This window comes from Trinickia mobilis (assembly GCF_017315705.1).
In the GTDB taxonomy this organism is placed as follows: domain Bacteria; phylum Pseudomonadota; class Gammaproteobacteria; order Burkholderiales; family Burkholderiaceae; genus Trinickia_A; species Trinickia_A mobilis.
Window position 1 is genome coordinate 1 of the sequence record NZ_JAFLRF010000073.1, and the last position, 17596, is coordinate 17596.

The window sequence follows — 17596 nt, forward strand, 5'->3', positions numbered from 1 at the left end:
GGCACATGAGCCAGCGGTTGCGCGCCTTCATCGAATGGGCGACGCAGCGGTTTGCACACAAGTTCGATCGGGCAACGTAGCCGGCGTAGCGACCCCGGCCATTCCGGATGGCCGGTTATCGATCGTGGGCGGAGCCGGCGTGGCATCCGCTCAACCTCTGTCGGCCCGATCCCACGGCGGCACACTGCCGAACACATCGACCAGGAAATCGATCATTGCGCGTATCTTTGCACTCAGGTGCCGACGACTCGGGTACAAAGCGAGTATGTCGATGTCAGGCAAGCGATACTCAGGCAATACCTGAATGAGCTTGCCGGCACGCAGGTCGTTGCCGACCAGAAACGTGGGTTGCCAGATCACGCCTTGCCCAGCGAGTGCCGCCGCGCGTGCCGTATCACCATTGTTGGTATGCATGCGACAGTTGACCTTCACGGTGTGAGCCTTGCTCTCACTGTCGATCAGTTGCCACTCGTCGCCGGTGGCCGCGTACGAATAGCCGATGCATCGATGCTCGATCAAGTCCGCTGGCGCTGCGGGGTATCCGCAACGCGCCAGGTAGGCTGGCGACGCACACAGGATGTTTCTCGACGTCGCCAGCTTGCGGGCTGCGTGGTTAGTCGAACCGGCGCGTGAGATGCGAATGGCGAGGTCGTAGCCCTCATCGACGATATCGACGACGCGGTCAATCAGCGCAACGTCGAGTTCCACGTCGGGATATTTCTGCATGAACTCGGGCCATAACGGCGCCAGGTACAGAATCCCAAAGCTCACAGGCGCATTGATGCGCAGTCGGCCGCGCGGTTCGACCGACGCAGATGACACGAGCCCCTCCGTCTCTGCGACGTCGTCGAGAATCGATTTGCAGCGGGCGTAAAAGGTCTCGCCGCCCTCGGTGAGAGAAAGCCTGCGTGAGGTGCGATTCAGCAGGCGTGTGCCGAGATGCGCTTCCAACTCGTTCACGTAGCGGGTCACGTTGGCGGGCGACGTATCGAGCGCATCGGCTGCGCGCGTGAAGCTGCCGCGGCTCACCACGGTCACGAAGACTTCAAAAGCGCGCAGCCGATCCATGTCCTTCTCTGATCATTCATAAATGCTGAATGATATACCCATGTTTTGTGCCTTTCTGCACTTCTGGCTGATGCCTATAGTCGTTCCTATGGACCAAGGCATTGGGCACTGGCCAACAAACTGCAGCAGGAGATTGAACATGCAACGCTTGACAGGAAAAGTCGCCATTGTGACTGGCGCTAGTTCGGGAATTGGCCGAGCCGCCGCAAAACTGTTCGCCGCAGAAGGCGCAAAAGTGGTGATCGCGGCGCGCCGCGAAGTTGAACTTGAAACGCTCGCGGCCGAGATCGTCAGCGAAGGCGGCGAGGCCGCGTTTCTCGCGGGCGACGTGCAGTCAGAGGACTTCTCGAAAGCGCTGGTCGCGCTGGCGGTGAGCCGTTTCGGCCGTCTAGACATCGCCTATGACAACGCCGGCATCCTCGGCGAAATGGGCCCGACCACGGGCGTGTCAGAGGCAGGCTGGTCGGCCGCATTGGCGACCAACCTGACGAGCGCCTTTTTGGGTGCGAAGCACCAGATCCCCGAAATGATGAAGCAAGGCGGTGGATCGATCATCTTCACGTCGACGTTCGTCGGTTATTCGTTCGCTTTCCCGGGCACTGCGGCATACGCTGCGAGCAAGGCCGGGTTGATTGGGCTCACGCAGGCGCTGGCTGCCGAGTATGGACCGCAAGGTGTGCGCGTCAATGCCATTCTGCCCGGTGCAGTGGACACACCGATGTATCGCGGCATGAACGACAGCGCCGAGTCACAGGCCTTCGTGACCGGGTTGCATGCGCTCAAGCGGGTCGCGCGGCCGGAAGAACTCGCCCGCTCGGTGCTTTATCTCGCGTCCGATGACGCGTCCTTCGTGACCGGTACCGCCTCGCTGGTCGATGGCGGCGCATCGATTACGCGTACGTGAACCCCTTGGTGGCGTCCGTTTGAAGCGATCGTCGACGTGGGCTGGCTGCGCCTCGTCGACGTCAACGTCTTGAGCCGGGCGTTGTTATTAACGACCGCTAGTATTTTGCGGATTCAACCGGTGGACGCACCAAATTGATGAAATCGAGTCTCGTGCATCCAGGCTTCACGCGCAGCAACGCGGACCACAGCGAGCTCCAGCCGCCGTCGTGTGTGACGTCCGGCAGGGTGCGCGCCTGTGCGCATCGTTTTCCCGCGGCATCGACGAAGCGCTGCGCCACCACCGGCGGCACCACGGTGTCGTTGGCGCCGCTGAAGTGAATTTGCGGAATCGCCGCCACGCGTGCCGCGAAGTCGATGGGATTCTCCGACTCCGGCATCGGCGAAACGTGATGCAGCCGGTTGACGAATTCGTCATCGAGATTGCCCGCGATCGTCCTGATCGAGGCGACATCGGTGCGCTGCGCCGCGATGAGCACAGCCAGTGCGCCGCCGCCCGAATAGCCCACGAGGTTGATGCGCTGGCCTGGGACCCGCGCCGCGAAGCGGTCCACGGCCTCGTTGAGCGACGCCACGACCTCCGGGGCGAAACGTTTGGCGGTCCAGTACGCCACGCCGCAACGCGGATTCATCTCCATCGGCGTGAACTGGCACGGACGCGCCAGATACACGACGTTGGCCGTCGGGTCGGCTGCGGCCAGAGCCAGCCCGATCGCCTCACGCGGAGTGGGGTCCAGCGATGGTTCGCTGCGCGAAATCCAAGCGAAGCCGTCGCCTTCGATATAGATGTCGAGCGGCTCGTCGGGTCTTGATATCCGTGAAAAGGCCGTCAGTACGAAGCTGTCCGTGCCGACCTGCTCGCGCTTCAAGCCCGCCGGTGCGGCCAGCGCATCGGCATGGGTATCCCGATCGCGCGTCGCGCAGCCTGTCATCAGGCTCATCAGCAGCAGAGCGCTCAGCGCGGCAGCAAACCGATTCGATCGTCCGGATATGCGGTGCATCACGAGGCGTCGACCCCGAGCGCGGCGAGCAGCGGGCTGAGACGATCGGCGTAAGCCCGCCAGCGTCCCTTCGATGTCTTGTAGATCGGCTGGCGTACCTGGTTGACGCTCGCGGTGCGCACAACCCGATCGTTCTCGTGGAACCTCACGCAGGCGTCGTCCCACGACAGGCCGAGGAAGTCGATGAGACGCCTCGCCTCGCCCTCCAGGTCGTCCACCACGGCCTCGTAGTCAACCTCGATGAACCGCTGCGCCGGCAGCACCGCGCGCCAATGCGCCATCAGGCGCTCGTAGTACCGGTAAAACTCCCCTAATTCGGTCTGGTTGTACGTGAACTGCTGTTCGCCGCTGAAGAGCTTCGTATAGCAGGACAGACACGTATCCACCGGATCGCGTCGCGAATGGATGATGCGCGCGCCCGGCAGGATCAGCGGAATCAATCCGGCGTAGAGGAAGTTGGCGGGCATCTTGTCGACGATGCGCGCCCGTCCCCGCGCCAGCGGCGCGATGCGCGACAGATAGTCGCGTCCGAGGCGGGCTGCATCTTCGCCCGTCATTCCAGGCACCCGGTCCGGAAAGAGGCCGCTGCCTTCCACAGCGAGGCGCAACGCCGACAGTTCCCCGGCGCCCGTCACCTGCGGGTGCGACGACGCGATCTGCTCGATGAGCGTGGTGCCCGAGCGCGGCATGCCGACGATGAACACCGGCAGTTCCGACGGCTCCCCCTTACCGCGCAGCCGCGCGAACAGCTCGGGCGTGAAGGCTTCTGCGATGCGCTTCATCCACTGCCCGGCCGCGACGGAATCGTAGGTGAAGCTCGCCCGTTTCATGCAGTTGCCCGCGTCGAAGTGGTCGAAGGCTCGCGCCGGGTCCTTGATATCGAGGTACGCCTTGCCGAGCGCGAAATGGGCCGAGATCCGGTCCTTCAGCGACCGGCGCTCGCCTTCGGCGAGGCACGCCTCCAGTGCCGCGATGTCGGCGTCGCCGGCCGTGAAGGTGCGTGCGTCGGCACGGCCGGCGAGGGCCGGAAGCGAGCCCGGAAAGACCTCCAGCGCCCGCTCGAAGGCCGCCAACGCCTCGTCGTTGCGGCCCGCTTCCATCAGCAGCGTGGCGCGCCCGACCAGTGCCTCTTCCGCCAACACACCGGGCAGTTGCGCCGCCTGTTCGAAGTGATCGAGCGCCTCGTCGGTCTGCCCGAGCGCCTGCAGCACCGTGGCGAGCGTGTTGTGCGCATCGGCGCTGTGCGGCGCGAGCGTCACCGCTTGTCGCGCGAAGCCGAGCGCTTCGTCGAGGCGCTCGATCTGATTGAACACCTTCGCGCGCGCGACCAGCGCCGCCGGGTGCCGCGGTGCGAAGGCGCCGAGCATGTCGAGTGCACGCAGCGCGGCGTCGTGACGGTGGCGGGATAGCTCCACCTCGGCCAGGTTCAAATACGCATCCACGAGACGCGGCTTCAATTCGATGGCCCGCTGCGCTTCGGCCGCCGCCTCGTCGTAGCGGCCCTGGCTCGACAGCAGGAAGGCCAGGTTGCTGTGCGCCTCGGCATAGGAGGGATTCAGGGTCAGCGCCTGGCGGTAATGCGGTTCGGCACGGTCCATGCGGCCGAGGCGTCTCGCTGTGTTGGCCAGGTTGTTGTGCGCCTCCGCCCAGCCGGGCTGGAGTGCGATCACGCGCTCGAGGCAGTCGAGGCTTTCGTTGAACTTGCCCGCCTCCTGCAGCACGATGCCGAGGTTGCTCCAGCCGGACACCAGCGCCGGATCCATCGCCACCGCCCGCCGCGCGGCCTCTTCGGCCTCGGGGAGCAAACCTTTTTGGCGATACATTTCGGCGAGGTTGCTGGAATAGGCGGCCGGCGCGCGCGGCGCCAGGCACGCGTGGCGCAGGTGCGAGATCGCGAGATCGAGATTGCCGTAAGCGTGCGCCATCAGCCCGAGCAGGTGCAGCGCATCGGCCTGACCGGGCCACGCAGCCAACACACGCTGGCAGAGTTGTTCAGCCTGGTCGGCATGGCCGGCGTTCCAGTGGGCATGGGCGCGACCGAGCGCTTCGGGGATGCTCAGCATTTCCTGGCTGGACGGAATCGGCATGGTAGAGAGCGGCAAACGGCTGTCATGGCACAAGCGAAGCGCTGCTACGCAACGACATGGCCGGGCCGGCGGTGCACGCCGCCCTGTGGAAGCAGCGAGGCACACCGGCGCCCGGCGGTCCTTCCCTCGTGCATCAGAACAACTGCCGCAGCCGGAGCGTACCGGTCTGCGAGAGGAAGGCCGATCCGGCTTGCAGCTCGTAGCGCAACGACAGGCTCAGGTTGTTCGCCCGCAGCAGCGACACGCCGAGCGAGATGTCCGCCAAATCCGCTACGGGCGTTGCGCCGACCGTCGTGAACGCCGTCTGGCCGGTCGCATCCGCCGCGAAGCTCGCCCCTGTCGCCTGTCCCGCGTGATCGTACTCGTGAATCCATTGCACTCGCACCTCCGGCACGAGCTCACCGTAATGCGTCGAGAAAACCTTCTCCAGCTGCGCGCCGAGGCTGCTTGTCACCGAGGTGGCATGGCTCGAATCGACCGACAGCGCCGCGCCGTTGCCGCCGCTCTCGGTATAGCTGCCCTGGTTCAGGTAGCGGTACGTGAGGCTTGCCAGCGGCGTGAGCGTGAGCCCGCCCAACGCGAACGGATACCCTGCCTCGGCCCGCGCCACGTATTGCTGGCCGCTGAAGTGGCCATCGGCCGCGCCCGAAAAGCCCTGCAAGTTGACGAGGCGCGTCGTGTCGAACTGCTGCTGCACCACGGCACCCGAGAGGTTCACGTACCACGGCGTGCCCGCATAGCTCGCGTAGCCGATCAAGCCATAGCTGTTCACCCTGGTGGTGTCGCCCGCAATGTCGCCCGTGCTGTCAATTGCCGTGTTGCTGTAGGTGAACGCGCCGCCGGCTTGCCAGCGGTCGTTGATCGCTCTGTCCGCACCGACCAGCAGTCCGCCATAGTTCGCACTGTAGCCGTCCACTTGGTCGCGCTCGCCCTGGCTCGCATGCCCGCCGAAGGCCTGGCCCCAGACGCCCCACCGGGCTGGGCCTTCGCCGCTCGCCACCCCGGTTTCGCCCGCCGCCTGCGCAAGGCGCAGCGCGGCGATATGCCCGTTCACTGCGTTGATGGCATCGAGCGTCGGCGCGGCCGAGGCCTGGCCCGTCTGGGCCGGGGTCAACGCTTTGCCGATACGGTTGGCGGTCGCTGCCGAGCCCTGGCTCAGCGAACCCAGCGCGGCGTCGTACAGGTTCAGCAGCGCGGGATCGCTGATTCCGGTGAAGCGCAGCAAGCCGTCGAGCGACGCGATGGCGTTCGGTGCCGTTGCCGGGTTCAGAGACGGAGTCGGAGCTGGAGTCGGAGTTGGAACCGGCGTCGGCGTCGGCGTCGGCGCGCCGTTCAGCGAGAGCACCAGATCGCTGTGGCTGCCGTTAGCCACGGCCGAGCCGGTCACCGGCAAGGCATAACCATTAGCGGAATAGTTCAGGCTGCCAGGGTTATAGACCGCGGCGCCCGCCGTATCCACCACCACGAAACGCTGTCCGGCGGCGAATGCGTAACCGTTCGATCGCAAGCTCACCGTCGAACCCGATGCAATCGTCGAGTTGCCGGTCACCGCCAGTCGGCCGTAGCCGGTGTCCGTGATCGAGCCTTGCGTCGTGGCGCCGCTGGCTACCCCGATTTGCAGCGTCGCGCCGGCACCCTGGTTGTAGTTGCCGTTGATCGTGACCGGCTGGTTGACCTGCAGCACCGCCGTGCCGGTGTTGTTCACCGCGCGGCTGCCGACGTTGACGTTGTCGTTCAAGAGCAGGTTGCCGGAACCGAATACAACGTTCGAATTGAGATTGGTGATGGTGCCGAGGGCGCTGCCGCCACCGAAGCCCGTCAGCGTCCCGAATATCGCACCCGTGCCGCCGCTGATGCTCAGGTCGTGGCCGGAGAGGTTCACGATGTTGCCGGCGATCACGCCCGAGTTGGTGATCGGCCCGAGCGAGGCGGCCGCTTCGTTGTCGATGGCAAAGCCGGGGCCGGTGATCGTGCCGCTATTGGTCAGCGAGCCGATCGAGCTCGCACCGTTGAGGAAAATGCCGGTGTGACCGCCGCTGATCGTGCCGCTGTTGATCAACGTGCCGAACGTGCCGTTGAGACTGCCGATGCCGTTGAAGGCGCCGCTGATGACGCCGTTGTTGGTCAGCGTGCCGATCGTGGCACCGGCGTTGTTGTCGATGCCCGAAGTTTGGCTACCGCTGATCGTGCCGTTGTTGGTCAGCGCACCGATCGTGCCGAAGAAGTTCTTGATGCCCGTGATGCCGCTGATCTGGCCGCTGTTGGACAGCGTATCGATGGTGGCGGCGTTGGCGATGCCCGAGAAACGACCGGTAATGGTGCTGCCAACGGTGTTGTTCAACAGAGCGATGTGCCCGCTGTTATTGATGCCGTTAGTGGAGTTACCGTCGATCGTGCCGCTATTGGTCAGCGTGCCAATCGTGCCGCCGTTGTTCGAGATACCGGTGCTGCCGCCGCTGATCGTGCCGCTGTTGGTCAGCGTGCCGACGCTGGCGTTGGTCGCGATGCCGGTAACGCCGCCGGAAATCGTCGAGGTAACAACAAGGTTACCGCTAGTCCATTGGTAAGGGCCGGTGGTCGGGGTGCTGATGATCGTCTGGGCCGCCGCTGCCTTCGCCATGATAGCCAAAGCCGCTGTCAGGGCGAGCGTAAGTGCTTTCTGCCTCGGACAACGGCTTGCTGGCTTCTTCATGATGGCGATTCCCCGTGCATTTTTGCTCTTTTGGCCGGACTTATTCTGTCGTTTACCGCGCTGGGTGGTCGCCATTCTAATCGATCGCGATATTGGCGGGTTTGCCCGCGCATCAAGTTTCTGAAAAACTTACGCGCAGCTTGAACACCCGGACTCATGACGGAGACGAGCATGCCCAGAGAGATCATCCGAACTGATCAGGCGCCCCAGACGCCGCCGAGCTACAGCCAGGCGGTGAAGGCGGCCTGTCTTGCGCCGATCAACTCAGTTGAGCCGTAGGCTTTATCGCAGCGCGAGCGTGATACTTTTTCGTCGCATACGGCGCGGTCCCTGTGCTGCGAAGCTATCGCCGCGTTTGACACGCATCACAGACATCGCGAAAGCCCGTCTTCCAGCAGTTCAGGGGGAAGAGGTGAAAACCACCGTGGCCACGAGCGGCGCATTCGCTGCTATCGACCGAACGCAAAGACGATCTCGTCGATCGTCACGCGGATGCGCGCGGTGTGTCGCAGATCCTGATGCGTGACGAGCCAAATTTCATACGGCGCTTCGTTTGAGCGGTCTGGCCAGATCCGCACGAGGCCGTCGCGTTCGCCCATCGGCACGGGTATCACGCTGATGCCGAGCCCGGCTCCGAGCGCCGCGCGCAGCGTCAGGTTCGTGTTCAGGCGCGCGACGATGCGGCCGTCCGTCAGCGGTTCCCCGAGGAACGCCGGCGCGCGCGCCTTGGCGAAATACGGCTGGTAGACCACGAGATCGTGCCCCGCGAATCGCTCGCCGGGCACCGGTTCGCCGTGGCGCCGCAGATAGTCGGGCGACGCGAACAGCCCCACCTCCCAGCGCGCAAGGCGGCGGGCAAGCAGATCCGGATTTCGCGGCTTGACGGTCCGGATCGCGATGTCGGCTTCGCGCTTCGCGAGATTGAGAACCTGGGTCGTCGTGTCGAGCATCACCGATACGTCCGGATGCTTCATATGCAGGCGCTCGATCGCCGGCATGACGAACTCTTGGGCAAGCGCATCCGTCGTCGAGAGCTTCACCTCGCCGGCAAGGCGCTTGTCCACGCCTTGCGTGTGGCGGACGAGATCGTGCGCGGACTGTTCCATCGCCTCGGCGGCGCGGATCGCGATCTTGCCGACCGGCGTGAGCTCATAGCCGTTCGACGTGCGCAGGAACAGCGTCGCGCCGAGCGCGTGCTCCAGCGCGGCAAGCCTTCGGCCCACCGTCGCCTGATCGATGTCGAGCGCGCGGGCGGCGGCGCGCAAGGTCCTTTCCCGATGGAGCGCGACGAAGATGCGCGCGTCGTCCCAGTTCATATCGCCTCCGGCGTGATGCGAATTTGCATCATACGATCGACATCACGCGGCCGGGCGGCCCGGATGTGCTCGCGCCCGTCGATATCATTGCCGGCGGCTACGTCGCGCGGAATTACGCGGCGGCCGCGATGAACGGCGCGCATCGCGCATATCGGCAAGATCGTGCTGACGACCCGGGCGGCGCGCGCAGCCTGATGCGCAGCTCCGAATTGTTCGGACAAACGCCGCCACACAATTCGTTTTGCGCCGCTTTATCGCGGCTGAAGAGATGTTTATATTTGCACGAACGCAAGCCGACTGGCTCCGGAAAAAGCCAGCCGTTTTTCACAGTCCCCAATCTCTTCAAGGAAATGATCATGAGCAAGCTCGCAGGCAAGGTGGCGGTCGTCACGGGCGCGTCCAAAGGTATTGGAGCCGCTATCGCCAAGGCGCTCGCAGCAGAGGGCGCTTCGGTGGTCGTCAACTATGCAAGCAGCAAGGCGGGCGCCGATGCCGTTGTTGCGGCGATTACGGCGGCCAACGGCAAGGCGGTCGCCGTCGGCGGCGATGTTTCGAAGGCAGCGGACGCGCAAGGCATCGTCAACGCGGCCATCGAAACGTTTGGGCGCCTCGACGTCCTCGTCAACAATTCGGGAATCTACGAGTTCTCGCCTATCGAAGAGATTACCGAAGAACACTTCCATAAACAGTTCAATACCAACGTATTAGGCGTGCTGCTCACCACGCAGGCCGCCGTGGGTCATCTCGGCGAGGGAGCGAGCATCATCAATGTCAGTTCGGTCGTCAGCCGCATTACGCCGCCGGCAAGTGCCGTCTATAGCGGCACGAAAGGCGCGGTGGACGCGATCACCGGCGTGCTCGCGCGCGAACTCGGGCCGAGGAAAATTCGTGTGAACTCAATCAATCCCGGCGTGGTGGTGACCGAGGGTACGCACAGCGCAGGGATAATCGGGTCTGACTTTGATGAGCTGATGCTCAGCCAGACTCCGCTCGGCCGGTTGGGTCAGCCGGATGACATCGCGTCGATCGCCGTGTTTCTTGCGTCGGACGACGCGCGCTGGATGACGGGTGAACATCTTGTCGCGAGTGGAGGCATGCGCTGATCCGGACGGATGACGCTTCCCGGCACGGAATCGCGACCACTGGCCTATTTCGAGTTGCTAACTCGTACTTGTCAAAGCGACGATAAAGTCAAGAAATACCCTTGTCTTGGCCGGCATGTGGTGCCGGGATGGATGGTACGCATAGAGCGGGAAGCGCTCATCCGGCCAGTCCGGGAACAGGTTGACGAGCCGTCCCTCGCGGATCAGGGGCTCGGCTCCGAGCAGAAGCATCTGCGCGACGCCGGAGCCGGCCAGACACGCGTTGAGGAGTGCGCTCGGATCATTCACCGTAAGCCGTCCATTCGTTTCGACAACAAGCTTTTTGCGCTTGCGATGAAACTCCCACGGATACGGCTTCCCGGTTTCCGGGTTCCGGAATTCGAGACACCTGTGCGCCCCGCGGCCCAGCTCTCGAGGCTCCGCTGGCCGCCCCCGGCGAGCGAGGTACAAGGGCGATGCGACCGTGACAACCGCGGTGTCAAGGAGCTTTCGCGCAATCAAACTGGATGAGCGAGGTTCGCCGAATCGCAAGGCCAGATCGAAGCCGTCCATGATGAGGTCGCCGAGCTGATCTCTCGCAATGAACTCGAGTTCAAGTTCTGGATGCACGTCCATGAATTCGTCGAGCTTCGGGCCCAGAATGATTCGCGAAAAAACCGGGTCAAGGTTGATTCGCAGCTTCCCGCGCACTGTCGCGGCGCCTCCAGTCGCGGCTGCGGCCGCTTCCTCCATTCCCCTTAAGTGCGGCATGACCTGCTCGTAGAACCGCCGGCCCTCTTCAGTCAGGGACACGGCACGGGTCGTCCGATTGAAGAGCCGTATTTTCAGCCGCTTTTCGAGTCGCGCGATCGCCCGGCTAACCCCGGGTGGCGACATGCCCATCGCTTCGGACGCGGCTGCGAACGTCCCCGCATCGACGACAGCGGCAAACACACTGATACCGCTGGAGAGATTCTCGCCTGACGATCTCATAGGCGCTGCATCCTGGTCATTGAATGGCGTCAAAAACCGCACTATGACTCATTAATGACTATCAGTCATTTTACAAGTGTCATTCGTGTCATTTAGTTTCTCATCGCGTTTCCCCACAATGCATCCCAACAGTCCGCTTCAACCTCAGTGACCCAAAGGAGCATCGCCATGAGTACCCGTCATCTCACCCGCCGCGACCTGTCAGAAACTGCAATGTATGCAATCACGGGGATAACAGGAAAGGTCGGCGGTGCGGTGGCGCGCGCGTTGCTCGCAGCGGGCCAGCCGGTACGCGCGGTGGTACGCGATGTCGCTCGGGCACGTTCGTGGGCTGAGCGCGGGTGTGAAGTGGTGACAGCCGGCATGGACGACGCGGCGTCCCTTACCGCCGCTTTCGAGGGCACGCAAGGCGTCTTTATTCTGCCCCCGTCCGAGTTCGATCCGTTGCCGGGCTTTCCCGAGGCGCGTGCTGTCATTGACGCCGTACGCGGGGCGCTGCAGTCGGCGGCGCCAGGCAAGGTCGTCTGCCTGTCGACGATCGGCGCGCAGGCGGCCGAGACCAATCTGCTCACGCAACGTACGCTGTTGGAGCAGGCGCTTCGCGATTTACCGATGCCCGTGACATTCCTGCGTCCCGCCTGGTTCATGGAAAACGCCGCATGGGACGTTGCGCCGGCCCGGGACACGGGCGTGATCCCCAGCTTTCTGCAGCCGCTCGACAAGGCTGTGCCGATGGTCGCGACCGCGGACGTCGGCCGGGCTGCCGCAGAACTGCTTCAACAGAGCTGGCGCGGCGTGCGTATCGTCGAGCTGGAGGGGCCGCAACGTGTGAGCCCCAACGATCTGGCCGCGGCATTTGCCCAGGTGCTCGGTCGTCCGGTGCGTGCGGAGGAGGTGGCGCGCGAATCATGGGACGCGCTGTTCCGGTCCCAAGGCATGAAGGAACCGTTGCCGCGTATGCGCATGCTCGACGGGTTCAATGAAGGCTGGATCGCCTTCGAAGGCGAGGACGCCGGCATCGTCAAGGGCGAAGTGGAACTGGAAACCGTTTTGCGAGGCCTCGTCTCGGAGGCGGGCTGACGCGGGCGCACCTGCCCTATCCTGATCGGATGGAGCAGTTCCACGACGACGATCGAGTCGTGGTCCGATCTCAACCCGGCGCGGCCGGCTCCCCACGCCACTCGCGCCACCACTGCTGCCAGCGCGACACGGGCTTGCCGTCGGCATCGAGCGGCCGGCCATCGGCCGCATAGCGCTCGGCCGGTCCGGCAGGCTTGCCCGCGCTGAACATGTGCCGCTCCGCGAGCCGCCCGTTCGGATGAAAGCGCTGCAGGAGACCGTGCAGCTTGCCTTGCTTGTACGTCGCGTGCTCGAGCAAGGTGCCGTCCGGCAGCCACGTCTTGCTGTCCCCGTTCAGCACGCCGTGCGCGTACTGCGCCTCGCGCTGCACCGTGCCGTCGGCGAGGTAGTACACCGCCTTGCCGTGCAGCTTGCCGTCGGCGTAATTGAGCTGCGCCGAGCGCGCGCCGTCCGGATGGAACATCGTGGCGGGCCCGTGCAGGCCGCCGTGCGCGTAGCTCAGCACCGCGACCGGCACGCCGCCGGTGAGAACGCGCGCGCTGCCGTGCAGCGCGCCGTCGAGCGTCGTGCCCTCGATGCGCGAGTCGCCGCGCTGCAACGCAATGTTTCGAAGCCGTTCCATCGCCGCCTCAGTTGATCTGGACGATGCCGCCCTTGACGGTCAGCATGCCGCCGCCATCCACGGTTTGTTCGACCGAGCCCTTGTTCGAGACGCTTTGCGCTTCGTTCGACAGCGTGCCGTCCGACTTGTTGGTCAACGACGAGCCCGCCTGGTTGGTCAGCGAGAGCGCGGCCTGATGCGTCATCGAGCCGTCGGATTTGGCGGTGAGGTCGCCGCTGCTTTGCAGCGTGAGCGTGCCGGTCACCTTGATGCTCAGGTTGCCGTCGACGGTCAGCGTGAAGTTGCCCGAGACGGTTTGCTCCAGATTGCCGCCGACCTTGCGTGTTTCGTTCCCGCCGGCCTTCACGGTGCGCGTGCCCGCGATATCGACCGTCTCGTTGCCGGTTTTCACGGTCGCGCTGCGATTGCCCTGTTCGAGCACCAGCGTGTCGTCGCCGTTCTTCACCGTATGCGTGCGCGCGTTCGTGATCGTGCTCGTCTCGTCGTGACCGATGGTCCACGCGGCATCGTTCAGGACGTTCACGTTCAGATCCTTCTGCGCCTGCAGAAACACCTCTTCGCTGTCCTGCTTGTCTTCGAAGCGCAGTTCGTTGAAGCCCGCGCCGCCTTTCGACGTGCTGGTCTTGATGCCGGACTGCGTCTGATTGTCCGGCAGCGTGTAGGGCGGCAGGTTGGCGCCGTTGTAGACGCTGCCGGTGATGAGCGGGCGGTCCGGATCGCCGTCGATGAACGTCACGACGACTTCATCGCCGATGCGCGGCATGAACTGCATGCCGAAGCGCTTGCTCGCCCACGGCTGCGCGACCCGTATCCAGCAGGAACTCTGCTCGTCGTTCTTGCCGCCGCGGTCCCAGTGGAACTGGACCTTGACGCGCCCATATTGGTCCGTCCACAGCTCTTCGCCCGCTTTGCCGACGACGGTCGCGGTCTGCGCGGGCATCGCCGGGCGGCGTGTCGTGCACGCGGGCCGCCATGCGGTGTCGGCCGCGAATGCCTCGAAGCGGTTGCGGTACGTACCGTGGTCCGCTTCGTGGACGACGCTCGACACCACCCACGCAATATTCGCACCGTCCGATTCGTGCCCGGAGAGCGTGAACTTGCAGCCCGGCATCAGCGCGCGGCAATCGCTTTCGCCGACGAGGCGCCGCGCGCCTTTGCGCAAGGCGTCGATGCGGCGCTTGGTGATGCTCGACGCCGCCGAGCTGGTTTCGTAGCGGCCGGGATACTCGTACACGGTCAGCGCGTTCGATTCGGCCTCGGCCTGCGAGAACAGTTGCGAGGCCGGCGTGAGGTACGCGTAGTCGGAATTGGCGAACGCGCCGGTCAGGGTCTCTTCGACGATCTCGCAGTAAAGAACCTGCCCCGTTTCGCGTCCGCCGGCGTGGCCGGCCACGTAAGGCAGGGTGCCCGCGCCGGGCAGGGTGTCGAATGCATCGTTGCTGTCGGCGATGACCAGCGTGTGCTTGCCGCTCGCGTGGCGGAAGAAATAGAACCAGCCTTCCTCTTCGCAAAGACGGCTCACGAATGAGAAGTCGGTTTCGGCGTACTGGACGCAATACGTCCGCGCCTCATAGCTGCCGGCGAGCGAGAACGAAAAGTCGCTGATGCCGTGGCCGTTGAAGACGGCTTCGATGATCTGCTGCGTCGTCTTGCTCTGGAAGATCCGGTTGTTTGCCGCGAGCGTCAGCAGCCAGAGCCAGGAGCGCAATTCGAGCGCGTAGTGGCTGCCGTCGACGGTGGACGGCAATTGCGCGGCGCGCATGCAGACGGCGTCGATGAGCCGCGGCGTCTCGCCCCAGACGAGCGAGAGCGTCGCGTGCTGTCCCGTCATGCCCGAAAGCGCGGCGCTCGGGGAGGCGCCCGTCGCGCGCACGCTCAATTCGGCGACGCTGCTGATGGCCTCGCGCCCGGTGAAGCCGGACGGAAACAGCGCATCGAACGGCGTGCCGGCGATCGTGATGCGCGTGGTGTCATCGGTGGGAGTGGGACGGGGCATGTCGGGCTGGCGAAGGGAGGTCGGTCATGGGACGGGGTGTCGTTCGGCTGGGCCGTCGCGTGTCGAGCGGGCCGCGCTCACCGGTCATTCGAGCGCCCACTGCGCGAGCGTGCCGACCAGCTCGTTCATCAGCACGTTGTCGATCTCGCGCGCCCCCGCCGTGCGGCAGCGCGCGAGCACGGCATCGACGATGCGCGCATCGAACGCGAACTGTTTGCCCGTGGATTCGTGGTAGCGCGTTCTAAGCTGCTCCAGCTTATTCTCGATGATCGCGCGCAGCACGGTGTCGTCGAGCGGCCGGTAGGGCACGGCGGTCATCCGCGCGAGAAACGCGGGGCGGAACGCCTTGAGCAAGGTTTCGCGCAGCCGGAGGGCGAACGCTTCCGACGCGAGCGTCCCGGGCGGCACGTGCATCAGCAGCTCGGCACCGACGTTGCTCGTGGCGAGGATCACCGTATTGCGGAAATCGACTGTGAGGCCCGTGCCGTCTTCCATCATGCCTTTGTCGAACACGTTGTAGAACGCTTCGAGCACGTCGGGATGGGCCTTCTCGATCTCGTCGAGCAGCACGACGCTATAGGGGCGGCGGCGCACCGCCTCGGTCAGCATGCCGCCCGCGCCGAAGCCGACGTAGCCGGGCGGCGCGCCCTTCAATTGCGACACGGTGTGCGCTTCCTGATACTCGGAAAGATTGATCGCGATGAGATTGCGTTCGCCGCCGTAAAGCGCGTCGGCGAGCGCATAAGCAGTCTCGGTCTTGCCGACCCCGGTCGGGCCGACCAGCAGGAACACGCCCACCGGCTTCAGCGGATCGGTCAGGCCCGCGCGATAGGCCTGGATCCGCTTGGCGATCCGGTCGAGCGCCGCGTCCTGGCCGACGATGCGCTGCGCGAGGCGTGCCTTCAGCGTGCGGACCGCATGCATTTCGTCGGCCAGCATCTTGCCGACGGGAATGCCGGTCCAGCTCGCGATCACCGCCGCGACCGCCTTCGAGTCGACACAGACGGGCACCATCGCATCGTCCTCGCGGATCGCTTCGAGCCCGCTTTCGAGCCGCGCGAGCTCGGCGGCGAGATCTTCGAGCTGTTCGCTTTGTGCGCTGTCCGGGGCGGCGCGCTGCGCATGATCGAGCGATGCGAGCCGCCCGCGCGCGGCGAGAATCTCGCGGACCGTCGCCGCTTCGGCCTGCCAGCGCGCATTCAGCTCGCGCACGAGCGCGGCGTTGCGCTGGTGCTCGGCATCGAGCGCGGCAAGCCGGCCCGCGTGGTTCGCGCCCATCACCATTTCCTGCCTCAAGCGCGCCAGTTCGTCGTGGAGCGAATGTTCGCGATGCCGCGCGGCTTCGAGCTGCGGCGGCGTGTCGTGCTGCGCCAGCGCGACGCGGGCGCAGGCGGTGTCGAGCACGGCGATCGCCTTGTCCGGCAGCTGCCGTCCGGAGATATAGCGATGCGACAGCTTCACGGCATCGACGATGGCCGCTTCGAGCACCGCCACGCCGTGATGCGCCTCGAGCTTTGCGGCGACGCCGCGCAGCATCGCAACGGCCGTCTCTTCGTCGGGCTCTTCGATTTGCACGAGCTGGAAACGCCGCGCGAGGGCGGGGTCTTTTTCGAAGTACTTCTTGTATTCGAGCCAGGTCGTCGCCGCGATCGTGCGCAGCTCGCCGCGCGCGAGCGCGGGCTTGAGCAGGTTCGCGACGTCGCTTTGGCCTTCCGCGCCGCCTGCCCCGATCATCGTGTGCGCCTCGTCGATGAACAGGATGACCGGCTGCGCGGCGCGCTTGACTTCGTCGATGACGCCCTTGAGCCGCTGCTCGAATTCGCCCTTGACGCCGGCTCCCGCCTGCAGCAGCGCGAGGTCGAGCACGCGCAGCGCGACGTTCGCGAGCGGCGGCGGCACGTCGCCCGCGGCGATGCGCAGCGCAAGCCCTTCGACGACGGCGGTCTTGCCCACGCCCGGCGCGCCGACGAGGATCGGATTGTTCTGCCGGCGCCGCAGCAGGATGTCGACGGTCTGGCGGATCTCCGCGTTGCGGCCGACGATCGGATCGATGCGTCCGGCGCGCGCGTCGGCGGTCAGGTCGAGGGTGTATTGGTCGAGCATCGCACTCGCGCTCGCGGCGGCGCCGGAACCGCGCGCCGGAGACTGGGCGGCCGCCGCGCCGCGTTCGGACGACGGCGCGAGCCATTCTTTCAGATTCGCGCGCAGCGTCGCACGCGACACGCGCAGGATCGACGGCACGCTCGCGGACAACTGCGCACACATCGCGTCGTTTTCGAGCAGCGCGAGCAACAGCGTGCCCGAGCCGACGAACGGCTCCTGCAGCACGATCGTGGACTGCACGAGCGCGTCCTGCAGCAGCAGCACGAGGTTCGCGGAGAACGCCGGCATGCGCGTGTTGCCGCGCTTGAACTGTTCGAGCGCGTTGTTGATTTCGGCGCTGAGCGTGTCGCGCTCGAGGCCGAAGTGCGGCAGCACGCAGGCCAGGTCGCCCCTTTCGATGTCGATCAGTTCGAGCAGCCAATGCTCGATTTCGACGTGGAAGTGCGTCTCCCGCTGGCACCTTTGCGCGGCCTTTTCGAGCGCGCTGCGCGCCGGCCGTTCGAGCTTGCCGACGAGCGTCTTCAGATCGATCGACATCAGGCGGCTCCGCCGCCGCGCAGCGTCATGCGCGCGACGCGGGCCGGCGCTGCCGCGCCCGCGCCCGCCCAGGCCGTCCAGCCGAGCCGGGGCGGCGCCGCTTTCGAGAGGCACGC

13 protein-coding genes are annotated in these 17596 nt (G+C 65.2%); 3 read left to right on the plus strand and 10 right to left on the minus strand.

Annotation, left to right across the window (positions count from 1 at the left end; translation table 11 throughout):
* Positions 1–150: 150 nt before the first annotated feature.
* Positions 151–1068 carry a LysR family transcriptional regulator gene (locus tag J3489_RS36035; protein ID WP_207005576.1) on the minus strand — a complete coding sequence of 306 codons (918 nt, stop codon included), beginning with the start codon at positions 1066–1068 and terminating at the stop codon, positions 151–153.
* A gap of 139 nt (positions 1069–1207) precedes the next feature.
* On the opposite strand from J3489_RS36035, the gene J3489_RS36040 reads away from it, so the two are divergent.
* Entirely contained in the window at positions 1208–1972 is a 765-nt protein-coding gene (locus J3489_RS36040; protein ID WP_207005586.1) for an SDR family oxidoreductase, read from the plus strand.
* A 97-nt stretch (positions 1973–2069) separates the two neighbouring features.
* On the opposite strand, the gene J3489_RS36045 is transcribed toward J3489_RS36040, so the two are convergent.
* The 5 genes from J3489_RS36045 to J3489_RS36065 form a co-directional block, all read right to left on the minus strand.
* Positions 2070–2972, minus strand: coding sequence for an alpha/beta hydrolase family protein (locus J3489_RS36045; RefSeq protein ID WP_207005577.1), 903 nt, complete (start codon positions 2970–2972; stop codon positions 2070–2072).
* Positions 2972–5059, minus strand: coding sequence for a tetratricopeptide repeat-containing sulfotransferase family protein (locus J3489_RS36050; protein ID WP_207005578.1), 2088 nt, complete (start codon positions 5057–5059; stop codon positions 2972–2974). Before J3489_RS36050 ends, J3489_RS36045 begins: the two co-directional genes overlap by 1 nt.
* 133 nt (positions 5060–5192) lie before the next feature.
* Positions 5193–7751, minus strand: a complete 2559-nt coding sequence (locus J3489_RS36055; RefSeq protein WP_207005579.1) for an autotransporter outer membrane beta-barrel domain-containing protein — start codon at positions 7749–7751, stop codon at positions 5193–5195.
* Positions 7752–8200: 449 nt separating this feature from the next.
* On the minus strand, positions 8201–9067 hold the full coding sequence (locus J3489_RS36060; protein WP_207005580.1) for a LysR family transcriptional regulator: 867 nt from the start codon (positions 9065–9067) through the stop codon (positions 8201–8203).
* A 112-nt stretch (positions 9068–9179) separates the two neighbouring features.
* Positions 9180–9425, minus strand: a complete 246-nt coding sequence (locus J3489_RS36065; protein ID WP_207005581.1) for a hypothetical protein — start codon at positions 9423–9425, stop codon at positions 9180–9182.
* On the opposite strand from J3489_RS36065, the gene J3489_RS36070 reads away from it, so the two are divergent.
* Entirely contained in the window at positions 9424–10170 is a 747-nt protein-coding gene (locus tag J3489_RS36070; protein WP_207005582.1) for a glucose 1-dehydrogenase, read from the plus strand. The genes J3489_RS36065 and J3489_RS36070 overlap by 2 nt on opposite strands.
* Positions 10171–10227: 57 nt before the next feature.
* On the opposite strand, the gene J3489_RS36075 is transcribed toward J3489_RS36070, so the two are convergent.
* Positions 10228–11142, minus strand: coding sequence for a LysR family transcriptional regulator (locus tag J3489_RS36075; RefSeq protein ID WP_207005587.1), 915 nt, complete (start codon positions 11140–11142; stop codon positions 10228–10230).
* Between the two features lie 213 nt (positions 11143–11355).
* On the opposite strand from J3489_RS36075, the gene J3489_RS36080 reads away from it, so the two are divergent.
* Positions 11356–12222, plus strand: coding sequence for an NmrA family NAD(P)-binding protein (locus J3489_RS36080; protein ID WP_207005588.1), 867 nt, complete (start codon positions 11356–11358; stop codon positions 12220–12222).
* 70 nt (positions 12223–12292) lie between these two features.
* Here J3489_RS36080 and J3489_RS36085 read toward each other — a convergent pair whose 3' ends face one another.
* From J3489_RS36085 to tssH, 3 genes are all read right to left on the minus strand, one after another.
* A complete protein-coding gene (locus tag J3489_RS36085; RefSeq protein ID WP_207005583.1) occupies positions 12293–12844 on the minus strand; it encodes a toxin-antitoxin system YwqK family antitoxin in 552 nt (183 codons plus the stop codon).
* 7 nt (positions 12845–12851) lie between these two features.
* Entirely contained in the window at positions 12852–14840 is a 1989-nt protein-coding gene (locus J3489_RS36090; RefSeq protein WP_207005584.1) for a type VI secretion system Vgr family protein, read from the minus strand.
* A gap of 84 nt (positions 14841–14924) precedes the next feature.
* Entirely contained in the window at positions 14925–17480 is a 2556-nt protein-coding gene (gene tssH / locus J3489_RS36095) for a type VI secretion system ATPase TssH (RefSeq protein WP_207005585.1), read from the minus strand.
* Between the last annotated feature and the right edge of the window lie 116 nt (positions 17481–17596).